We start from the raw sequence: 10,914 nt of genomic DNA on the forward strand, positions 1-10,914 counted from the left end.
TCAAAGCCCCATGATTTTCATGTGTGATCGACGGCAACCGGGGTCAGCAAATGCCGAATGAGGTCAGGCACGCTTCGTATTTGCTCACCAAATGGCAAGAGACCGGCACCCCGGAAAAAGAGGCCACGTTGCGTGTCACCGTCAAGCGCATGTCCCAACTGTTGATCAATGCAGAACTGGCCTATGCTCCCATTGCCATCGCGTAAGCCACAGTGCTGGAGGCAGTCGAACGACATATTGCATTTCGCTTTGACGTGTGCACGCTCTTGCAGGATGGGCAATATGCGGAGGTATTTGTCCAACCATGGCGTCCTTACCGCGCGGGCAGGCAAGCCTGCAACGCTCAAAAATTCAACGATGTCTTGCGGTTTCGCCTTGGCCAAAATCATTTTGAAAGCCAACGAGGCATCACATTCTTCTGTGACAGCAAATGCAGTTCCAAGTTGAACGCCACTGGCGCCTAAGCTTTGCAGTTGTGCAATTTGTGCATGACTGTTGACGCCGCCCGCTGCGATCAGTGGTATTTCTTGTTCAAACCCTGATGTCTTGAAAAATTCAAGTACCTGGGGAATCACCACATCAAAATCAAACCGTGAATCCCCAAGGTCAGCCACTTTGGCGGCACCTAGGTGGCCACCCGCCAGTCGTGGATTTTCGATGATGATGGCATCTGGCAAGCGTCCTTTTTTTTCCCATTTGCGCACCAGAAGTTGAACGCCACGGGCATCGGAAAGGATGGGGATCAATGCAGTTTTTGGGTAGTCACGTGCTAGCTCAGGAAGGTCTAAAGGCAAGCCAGCACCCACGACGAGCGCATCTGCACCGCTGTCTAATGCTTGGTGGATGTAGGCCTCATAGGCGCTCAAGGCTTTCATGATGTTGACGGCGATGGCGCCTTTGCCATTCGCACTTTGGTGGGCTATTTTTATTTCGCGGTCGAGCGCAATCAGATTGACCTTGTCAATGCGTTCGCCTGCATCTGGCTCTTTGTCGAGGTGCTTTGTCTCCGTCATCAAGTCAGGATGGCGGCGACGTAGGTCCACCGCAGAGATGGTGCCCATACCGCCCATCCGTGCGACGGCTGAAGCCAGTCCAGATGCGGAGACACCGACGCCCATCCCGCCTTGAACGATGGGTAAAAGGGTGTGGCCTTTGATCTTTAACGGTTTCAAGCTAGCGGCCTGCGCTAAGTTCATCCAGTCAGTTGCTTCACTTGGCATAGATTGGTCTCGGTGATGGGGGGCTTATACGCAATGGCTAGTTTGGGCGCTTGGCTCAAACTGTGGAAACAGATAGTTGTTTTCGAGGTGGATGTGTTCGATCAGGTCCTCGTTCAACCTTGCTGTGCCTGCATACAGTGCCTGCCATGTGTTGCATGCGCCACTTGGTGGCTGATGCTGTGTGGTGAGCTCGGCTAGTTTTTCTAGTTGTGCGCCATGGTTGATATGTTCGAGGCGCATCATGCCGATGGGATTAACGGCCATGGGGTGCTGACCTAATTTGAGAAGTGGGAACAGGATGGCCTCTTCTTTCGCCATGTGTTCTAGCAGTTCTTCTTGCATGGTCTCCAGTTGATCCGCCAGACCTGTAGGTACTTGTGGGTGCTCACGGTGCACGGCTTCCACGCGTCGTGCCATGCGAATCAGCTCGGGCAGTTGTTGTCGGTGCACCTCGTGGTAGCGCGCCAGTATGTGATCGATGAGTTCGATGGATGTGGACGTTAGGGGTGGCAGCTCGTGATGCTCGAGTGCTTGGATTTCACTTAACACCTGGTTCGTATTCAGTCCCTTTTCAGCACAAGCGTTCGCTAATGTCTGCTGCCCTCCGCAGCAAAAGTCCAACTTTAATTTTCTAAAAATGGCGGTTGCACCTGGAATTTGGATTGCCAGATGCCCCAAGCTCTGATCGGCCTTCGCAAAGTTTTGTGTGGTCTGTGATGTCATAAAAGATCCTTTAAGATTCATGTGAAATGCATCTATTATCATATAAGATTCATGTTTAATGAATGTTTTAATTAAAAATCTAAGTTTGTTTGATCTAACTGGGGCTCATGGTGCGAGGCGGAAAAGATTTTGCGCAAACACATTTGCTTGGTAAAGCATGGTTGCTTGATCAATGGCAAGCCAAGATCAACGATGTCCCGTTAGTCTTGTGCGCAGGATGCCTATTTCAACTGATTACCCGTTATATAACTCTGAAGGGAGTGGACGCATGAACCGTCACGTCGATCACCAAGTTTTGTTGGATGCAATTTCTACCATGCCGATACAGCCGATCAGCAAGGATGTGCTTCGAGAAAAATATCTCAAGCCAGGAGAGGACAACGTCAGTCAACTCTTTGACCGAGTGGCCCGCGCGTTGGCCAGCGTAGAACCGGTGGAACTCCGTGCCGAATTTGAAGTCTTATTCCGTCAAAATCTAGAAGCAGGGGCCATTGGTGCTGGCCGGATCATGAGTGCGGCCGGTACAGGAATTCAAGCCACACTGATTAACTGTTTTGTACAGCCAGTGGGCGATTGCATCCAAGGCGTGGACGGCAGCGGCTATCCCGGAATTTATGAAGCACTGCGAGAGGCGGCAGAGACCATGCGGCGTGGCGGGGGTGTGGGGTATGACTTTTCTCGCATCCGACCCCGTGGGGCGTGCGTCAAGGGAACGGCGTCAACGGCATCTGGGCCGTGCAGCTATATCAATGTTTTTGACCACTCATGCGCCACTGTAGAGAGTGCGGGCGCGAGGCGCGGCGCGCAAATGGGTGTGCTGCGCATTGACCATCCTGATGTGATGGAGTTCATCACGGCCAAGCGGACGCCGGGTCGTTGGAACAACTTCAACGTGTCCGTCGCGGTGAGCGATACCTTCATGGACGCCGTGCTGCATGACGGCCCTTGGGACTTGGTGCACATTGCAGACCCCGGCGCAGAGTTGTGCCAACACGGCGCACATCAACGTGAAGATGGGATGTGGGTCTACCAGACCTTAAGAGCGACTGAGCTTTGGGACACGATCATGTGCTCGGCCTACGACTTTGCGGAGCCTGGCATCTTGTTTCTTGATCAGATCAACCGAGATAACAACCTGCGAGCGATTGAGTCCATCAGCGCCACCAATCCTTGTGGTGAGCAACCGTTGCCGCCCTACGGTTGTTGCGACCTCGGCCCCGTCATTCTGCCGCGGTTTGTTCGACGTCCATTCGGACACGGCGGCAAAGCAGAATTTGACTTTGAAGCTTTTGCAAATAGCGTGGCCTTGCAAGTGCGGGCTTTGGACAATGTCTTGGACCTGACCCACTGGCCCTTGCCGCAACAACAGCAAGAGGCGCAGGACAAGCGCCGCATCGGCGTGGGTTTTACTGGCTTGGGTGATGCGTTGGTGATGTTGGGCTTGCGCTACAACGCCGATGAAGGGCGTGACATGGCGCGACGTATCGCTGAGTGCATGCGCGATGCGGCCTACATAGCGTCTGTGGCCTTGGCGCGGGAGAAGGGTGCCTTCGCCTTGTTTGATGCGCCAACTTATTTGGCCAAAGGGACATTTGCGAGTCGATTGCCCGATGCGTTGAAAGCCAGTATCCGCAAGCATGGTATTCGCAACAGCCACTTGTTGTCGATTGCCCCCACCGGCTCCGTGAGTTTGGCTTTCGCCGACAACGCATCGAATGGGATTGAGCCAGCGTTTTCATGGATGTACACACGAAAAAAACGTGAAGCCGATGGCTCGCGCACGGAATACGAGGTGCAGGATCATGCTTGGCGCTTGTACTGTGCGCTGGGCGGTGATACGGATAACTTACCGGCACAGTTCGTCGGTGCGCTGGAGATGACTGCCCATGAACACATCGCCATGATGGAAGCGGTTCAACCTTTTGTAGACACTGCGATTTCTAAGACGGTGAATGTGCCGGCCAATTACCCCTATGAAGATTTCAAGGACTTGTATCTGCAAGCTTGGCGCGCTGGGCTCAAAGGATTAGCCACGTATCGACCCAATGCCATCTTAGGTTCTGTGCTTGAACTCACGCCAGCGCCAGAAGCTAGCAAGCCCGTTGCATCTGTTGATGCCCTGGGCGCCGATCCGATGCGCACCGTGATCGAAAGCCGTCCCAAAGGGGCGTTGAGTGCGGTGGCTGAGAAAATCGAGTATTGGACCCATGAGGGGCACAAGACGCTGTATCTCATCGTGTCCTTTCTACCGGTCAAGCGGGCAGACGGCCATGGCACCGTGGACCGCGCGATTGAGTTTTTTATGCCTGTGGGTCAGAGCGGTGAATCGCAACAGTGGATCACAGCAAGCATGCGCCTTTTGTCTCTTGCCGCACGTGGTGGTTTTCTAGAGCGCGCGTTGAGTGACATGTGCAAGGTGGCATGGGACAGAGGGCCGGTACGTCATGGACACAAAACGCGTGAAGATGGCGCCCGTATTCCGCTTTGGCACGACTCTGAAGTGGCCGCCATTGCCTTCGCCGTACAGAACATTTTGGCGCTGAGAGTGTCCCACCCTGAAATGTCCACGTTGCCTGCGGCACTGGGCGAAGTTGGGGCGACCTCGTCGACCGTGTTTGCGTCAGAGGCACCCCAAACCGTCATGAAAGGTAAAAAGTGTTCCGATTGTGGTGCGCACGCAGTGATTCGAAAGGATGGCTGTGACTATTGCACGCAGTGTGGCTACTTGGGTTCGTGTGGTTAAAAACGGGTCACAGCATAAAATTCATTAAGAATGAATATTTGAGGGGTCATCCTCAAGAACTAGGACTATTGAACGATGCGACTTACCCAATGGACCGACTACAGTCTTCGTGTGCTGATGTTCTGCGCACAAAGCGAATCGCGGCAAACCGCCGCAACCATTCAGGAGATCGCAGAGCAACATGACATATCAAAAAGTCATCTGACCAAAATTGTGATGACGCTTGCGGCGGATGGCTATTTAATCACCAGTCGGGGGCGAGGCGGTGGCCTTCGATTGGGGCGGCCTGCGTCAGAGATCGTGATTGGCGAAGTTGTTCGAAAAACAGAGAGTGATTTTTCGATCGTTGAGTGCATTCAAGATGGGGTAAGTCACTGTGCATTGATGCCCAGTTGTCGTTTGAAAAATGTTCTCGCAGATGCTTTGAAAGTTTTTTTTGAAAAACTGGACAGCGTGACCCTGGCAGATTTGATGGCCGATGCACAGGATCCACCAGCGGTGATTCGCACCGTGGGATTTTCATTAAGCAAAAAAAAGGGCGCTTCGGTTAAAACTGCATGAAAAACACCGCATCACTGTCAACCAAACTCGTGCGTATAGGCACGGGCTTGTTGGTGATTGCCTTGATCTCCATCGGGCTTACGCTGTGGGTGACTTGGAAGCTGGGCGGGGGCGCAGCAGCGCTGAACGAAGCAGGGCGCATGCGCATGCAAACTTGGCGGCTGACCAGTGCTGTGCAAGCTCAATTGCCAGAACAAGAGATTCAGTTACTGACCGGTGAATTTGACCAAAGCATGGCGGTGCTCAAAAACGGTGATGCCGCTCGGCCGTTGTTTGTTCCGTGGGATAGCGTTGTGCATGCGCGTTACGCAGAAGTAGCGCATCTGTGGTCCGATCAAAAGATGCGCTTTACCGTGCATCCGCCCTTGGAACACCAACGCTTGGTCGAACATTCTGTCAATTTTTTGAATGCGATTGATCGCTTTGTGTTGTCGATCGAAAGTCAGATGTCAAGCTTGACCGCGATTTTGAATTTGTTTCAGATTGTGATGATGGCGTTGGCGATTGCTGGGGCGGTTGTCATGCTCTACTCGGGTTATTTGTACGTCATCAACCCTTTGAGCCATTTGCGTGATGGCTTGCGAAAGCTTGAATCTGCACAATTTTCAGTGCGACTGGATGTGGTTTCCAACGACGAATTTGGACAAGTCACCTCTGGCTTTAACCGCATGGCTGCCACTTTGCAATCCTTGTATGGCAACCTCGAAGCCCAAGTGATCGCCAAAACCCAACGCATCGCGGCGCAGAAAGAACGGCTGGAAGGTCTGTATGGGGTCAGTGCTTTTCTTGCACAAACCAACGACCTCAGTGAATTAACACAAGGCTTTGCGCAGCGCGTGCGACGATTGATGAAGGCGGATGCGATTGCTCTGCGCTGGTCGGATGAAGATGTTTCTAAATTTTTCCTCTTAGCTTCTGATCAATTCCCTCAGGTTATGCAAGAGGAAGAGAAATGTTTGAGGGCCGGCGCCTGTGCCTGTGGCAATCCAAAACTAGACGCCCGTACCCGGGTGATCCCGATCACCAACAGTGACATCGCACCCTTTCAACACTGCGCCCGCATCGGTTATGAAAGTTTGATCTCTGTGCCTGTGCGCATGCACCACAAGGTGTTGGGTGAAATCAATTTGTTCTATAAAAGCCAGGTCAGTTTGGCGGCAGAGGAGTTCGAGTTGATGGACACGCTGGCCAGTCACTTGGCCACGGCTGTCGAAGGGATGCGCGCGGTGGCCTTGGACCGCGAGGCCGCGATTGCAGGTGAGCGGTCATTGCTGGCAAGGGAGTTGCATGACTCGATTGCACAGTCCTTGGCATTTTTGAAGATTCAGGCTCAATTGCTCCGTTCCGCTATTTCGAAAAACAACAGTGACAAAACAGATTTTGCGTTGAACGAACTCGACAGTGGCTTAAAGGAAAGCATTGCGGATGTGCGGGAGTTGCTCTTGCATTTCCGCACGCGTACCCAAGCCGATGACATCGACCGCGCCGTTCAGGAGACCTTGCAAAAATTTCATCACCAAACCGGTCTTCAGGTGAGCCGTACGGTGTCTGGAGACGGGCTACCACTGCCACAAGATGTACAGATTCATGTGTTGCATGTGTTGCAAGAAGCCTTGTCGAACGTCCGTAAGCATGCCAACGCTCAAGCCGTTGTGATTGAAATTCACAAAGGTGATCCATGGCGTTTTGTGGTGCGAGACGATGGCATTGGATTTGATGAACGTAACAACCGGTCTGAACTCCAGGTGGGTTTAAAAATCATGCGTGAACGTGCCGAGCAGATTGGCGCCAAAGTGGATGTTGTTTCTGAAGTCGACCAAGGCACCACCGTGACGCTGCGTGTGCCAGCCGCCAAGCCTTCAAAATTAAAAGAGGGACAGACAGCGTCGCTGTCGTGATGTTTATGTCTGAACCCATCCAACTGCTCGTGGTCGATGACCATCCTTTGTTTCGCAGAGGCTTGATCGCATTGCTGTCGCAAGATGATCGTTTTGAAATCGTCGGAGAGGCGGGTGATGTGGGCGAGGCTTTGCGGGTGCTTGCTAAGACGCAACCGGACTTGCTGTTGCTTGACAACCATTTGCCAGGCGTCAAAGGGGTGGACGCCATTGCATCACTCAAATCGGATCGCCCCAATCTACGTATTTTGATGCTCACCGTGAGTGAAGACGAGGAAGATCTGTCCAAGGCTTTGCAAAGTGGTGCCGACGGCTATTTGCTCAAAACATCTGAATCCGACCAATTGTGTGATGCGCTTGTCAAAGTACACGAGGGACATTCGGTCATCAGCCCCTCGATGCTGAATAAATTGGTATCAACGATGCGCCATCCGGCGAATCCAACGGCGGATGCTGTCGGAATCATGTCTTTCAGCAAGGCCGCAGCAATTCAGTCGCTCGACAAACTTTCTCCACGCGAGAAAGATATCTTTTTGTTGATCGCAAAAAGTCTCAGTAACAAACAGATCGCCCGCGATTTAGACATCGCAGAGACCACGGTCAAGATTCATATCCAACACATTTTCAAGAAGCTGGACCTGACATCTCGCGTACAAATCGCAGTCTTCGCAGCGACGCATGGCTTGAGTTGATCTAGATCAATTTCGATACTCCTAAAGGAGGATGAGGGCTTGGCCTTCATCCTCCTTTTGCTTTGCGTGACGTGGTCTTCAGGTGGATACCCAAAACTGCACCAAACAACCACACTGCATGCACGAGTTTGGAGAGTAGTTATGACAAATGAATTGATTCAACAACGCAAAGCATGGTCGGTGCTGATTGTGAGCACCTTGGCTTTTACCGTCTGTTTCATGGTGTGGATGATGTTCGGCGTGATCGGCATCCCGATTAAAAAAATGCTGGACCTCAATGCCACCCAATTCGGCTTGTTAATGGCGATGCCTGTGCTGACCGGTTCGCTGGTGCGGGTGCCATTGGGTATCTGGACCGACCGTTATGGTGGTCGTATCGTCATGGCCTTGTTGATGTCGGCCACAGTCCCTGCGATTTGGTTGATGTCCTACGCTACGGCGTATTGGCAGTTTCTTGTGATTGGGTTGTTTGTCGGATTAGCCGGCGGTTCTTTCTCTGTGGGAACACCCTATGTGGCGCGTTGGTTCCCTAAGAAGCAGCAAGGCATGGCCATGGGTGTGTATGGCGCCGGCAACTCTGGATCCGCTGTTAATAAATTTATTGCTCCCGTCATTCTGGTTGCTTTTGGTTGGACGATGGTTCCGCAGGTGTATGCCGCCATCATGGCTGGTACGGTGGTAGTGTTCTGGTCATTTAGCTACAGCGCACCATCGCATTTGGTGACGAGTCGTGAGTCTTTCAGAGACCAACTCAAAACGCTCAAAGACCCTGTTGTACTCAAGTACTGCCAGTACTACAGCATTGTGTTTGGTGGGTATGTGGCGTTGGCTTTGTGGATGGTGCAGTACTACATCGGCGAATACGGTTTAGACATTCGCGTGGCGGCGTTATTGGCTGCGTGCTTCTCTCTCCCTGGTGGTGTGCTGCGAGCGATGGGGGGTGTGCTCAGCGATAAGTATGGTGCGCACGCTGTGACTTGGTGGGTGCTCTGGGTTAGCTGGATCTGTTTGTTCTTGCTGTCGTATCCACAAACCGAATTCACTATTGCCACCGTCACAGGACCACAGACGTTCGTACTTGGCCTGAACGTCTACATGTTCACCGCGATCATGTTCATTCTCGGAATTGCCTTTGCCTTTGGCAAGGCCAGTGTTTTCAAGTACATCGCCGATGACTATCCACACAACATTGGTGCCATCAGCGGCATCGTGGGCCTGGCCGGTGGTTTGGGTGGCTTCATCCTTCCAATTTTGTTTGGTGCGTTGGTTGATTTGACAGGCATTCGCAGCAGCGCCTTCATGTTGATGTATGGCGTGGTCTGGGTGTCACTCATCTGGATGTATTGGACGGAAGTTCGCAAAACTAGCGTCATGGGTCGTCCCCATCCAGAGTCTGCGTTTCAGGCTTGAGTCTTCATTTATCAAGGATGGACATGAACACAAAACAAAACATCAACGCCGTTCAGGGCACAGATATCAGTGATTGGCGTCCCGAAGACGAGACGTTTTGGGAGAGCACCGGCAAGCGCATTGCTTACCGCAATCTTTGGATTTCGGTGCCTGCGCTCTTGTGCGGATTCGCCATCTGGGGCATGTGGGGCATCATCACGGTGCAGATGCTTAACTTGGGTTTCCCTTTCACGCAGGCTGAGCTATTCAGCCTCACGGCGATTGCAGGTTTGGCAGGTGCCACCATGCGCATTCCAGCGTCGTTCGTGATCCGTCTGTCTGGTGGCCGCAATACTATTTTCTTGACTACTGCCATGTTGTTGGCGCCTGCGTTGGGAACGGGCATGGCCTTGCAGCACCCCGAGTGGCCGTTGTGGGTCTTCCAGCTCATGGCACTTTGGTCTGGCGTCGGTGGTGGCAACTTTGCCAGCTCCATGTCCAACATCGGTACCTTCTTCCCTAAGCGTTTGCAGGGCACGGCACTGGGATTGAACGCCGGCTTGGGCAACTTTGGCGTGACCACCATGCAGATCGTTATTCCGCTGGTCATGACGGTGAGCTTGTTCGGCAGCTTGGGTGGTGAGCCCATGACCTTGGTGAAAGACAGTGGTTGGATCTTGGGCAAGATTGTGGCTGGCACGCCGACTTGGGTGCAAAACGCAGGGTTTGCTTGGGTCTTGACATTGGTTCCGTTGTCGGTGGCTTGCTATTTCGGCATGAACAACCTGACCACGGTGTCGCCCAACATCGGTGGCACCATTCCTGCCTTCTTAAAAATTATCTGGCTCTATACCTTGTCGTTTGTCCCCGCTGGTGTCGGTCTGTATTTGTACCTGCCTGCCCCTAGTGGTTTGGGCATCCTCAACATGTGGCTGGCGATGCCGCTCATCATCGCGAGCACGTTGATGGTGATGAAGCTCACGGCCTTTGGCACGATGAAGGACAACATCGCTGCACAGTTTGCTATTTTTAAGAACAAACACACGTGGTCTATGACGGTGCTCTACATCGTGACCTTTGGTAGTTTCATTGGGTTCTCGATGGCATTGCCTCTTTCCATCACCGTGATTTTCGGCATCAGCCATGTGCCTGATGCCAGCGGCGTGCTGCAGCACACCCTGAAAAACCCCAACGCCCCCTCCGCGCTGACGTATGCCTGGATTGGCCCTTTTGTAGGCGCCTTGGTCAGACCTATTGGTGGTTGGTTGTCAGACAAAACGGGTGGTTCCATCGTCACGCAGATCATCTCGGCCGTGATGGTGGTGGCCTCTGCCAGCGTGGGCTATGTGATGTGGTTGGCCTACCAGTCGGCATCGCCTGAGCAGTACTTTCTGACCTTTATGTTGTTGTTCGTGTTGCTGTTCACGGCCAGTGGCATTGGTAACGGCTCGACGTTTCGCACCATCGCTGTGATCTTTGACCGCCAACAAGCCGGCCCTGTGCTGGGCTGGACATCGGCCATCGCTGCCTATGGCGCCTTCATCGCGCCGGTGGTGATTGGTCAGCAGATCAAAGCGGGCACGCCTGAAGTCGCGATGTACGGCTTCGCTATTTTTTATACGCTGTGCCTTGTCCTGAATTGGTGGTTCTACCTGCGTGCAGGTGCCGAAATTCGTAACCCTTGAAGC

At 52.8% G+C, this 10,914-nt stretch carries 8 protein-coding genes; 6 read left to right on the top strand and 2 right to left on the bottom strand.

Going from position 1 to position 10,914, the window contains the following annotated elements:
• Positions 1–17: 17 nt before the first annotated feature.
• Together B9Z44_RS12650 and ytfE are read right to left on the bottom strand one after the other, a co-directional pair.
• Positions 18–1,220, bottom strand: coding sequence for an NAD(P)H-dependent flavin oxidoreductase (locus B9Z44_RS12650; RefSeq protein ID WP_108402598.1), 1,203 nt, complete (start codon positions 1,218–1,220; stop codon positions 18–20).
• 24 nt (positions 1,221–1,244) lie between these two features.
• Entirely contained in the window at positions 1,245–1,943 is a 699-nt protein-coding gene (ytfE, locus tag B9Z44_RS12655; RefSeq protein WP_108402917.1) for an iron-sulfur cluster repair protein YtfE, read from the bottom strand.
• A gap of 268 nt (positions 1,944–2,211) precedes the next feature.
• On the opposite strand from ytfE, the gene B9Z44_RS12660 reads away from it, so the two are divergent.
• The 6 genes from B9Z44_RS12660 (at position 2,212) to B9Z44_RS12685 (ending at position 10,911) form a co-directional block, all read left to right on the top strand.
• Positions 2,212–4,686 carry an adenosylcobalamin-dependent ribonucleoside-diphosphate reductase gene (locus B9Z44_RS12660; RefSeq protein ID WP_108402599.1) on the top strand — a complete coding sequence of 825 codons (2,475 nt, stop codon included), beginning with the start codon at positions 2,212–2,214 and terminating at the stop codon, positions 4,684–4,686.
• A gap of 75 nt (positions 4,687–4,761) precedes the next feature.
• Positions 4,762–5,247: an RrF2 family transcriptional regulator gene (locus tag B9Z44_RS12665; protein WP_104801063.1), complete on the top strand. Its 486-nt coding sequence runs from the start codon at positions 4,762–4,764 to the stop codon at positions 5,245–5,247.
• Entirely contained in the window at positions 5,244–7,145 is a 1,902-nt protein-coding gene (locus tag B9Z44_RS12670; RefSeq protein ID WP_108402600.1) for a type IV pili methyl-accepting chemotaxis transducer N-terminal domain-containing protein, read from the top strand. Before B9Z44_RS12665 ends, B9Z44_RS12670 begins: the two co-directional genes overlap by 4 nt.
• Entirely contained in the window at positions 7,145–7,837 is a 693-nt protein-coding gene (locus B9Z44_RS12675) for a response regulator (protein ID WP_104801065.1), read from the top strand. The genes B9Z44_RS12670 and B9Z44_RS12675 overlap by 1 nt, the downstream gene beginning before the upstream one ends.
• A 141-nt stretch (positions 7,838–7,978) precedes the next feature.
• Positions 7,979–9,247 carry an MFS transporter gene (locus B9Z44_RS12680; protein ID WP_104801066.1) on the top strand — a complete coding sequence of 423 codons (1,269 nt, stop codon included), beginning with the start codon at positions 7,979–7,981 and terminating at the stop codon, positions 9,245–9,247.
• Positions 9,248–9,270: 23 nt separating this feature from the next.
• Positions 9,271–10,911 carry an MFS transporter gene (locus B9Z44_RS12685; protein WP_104801198.1) on the top strand — a complete coding sequence of 547 codons (1,641 nt, stop codon included), beginning with the start codon at positions 9,271–9,273 and terminating at the stop codon, positions 10,909–10,911.
• Positions 10,912–10,914: the final 3 nt, after the last annotated feature.

The organism is Limnohabitans curvus (assembly GCF_003063475.1).
GTDB classification, from domain to species: domain Bacteria; phylum Pseudomonadota; class Gammaproteobacteria; order Burkholderiales; family Burkholderiaceae_C; genus Limnohabitans; species Limnohabitans curvus.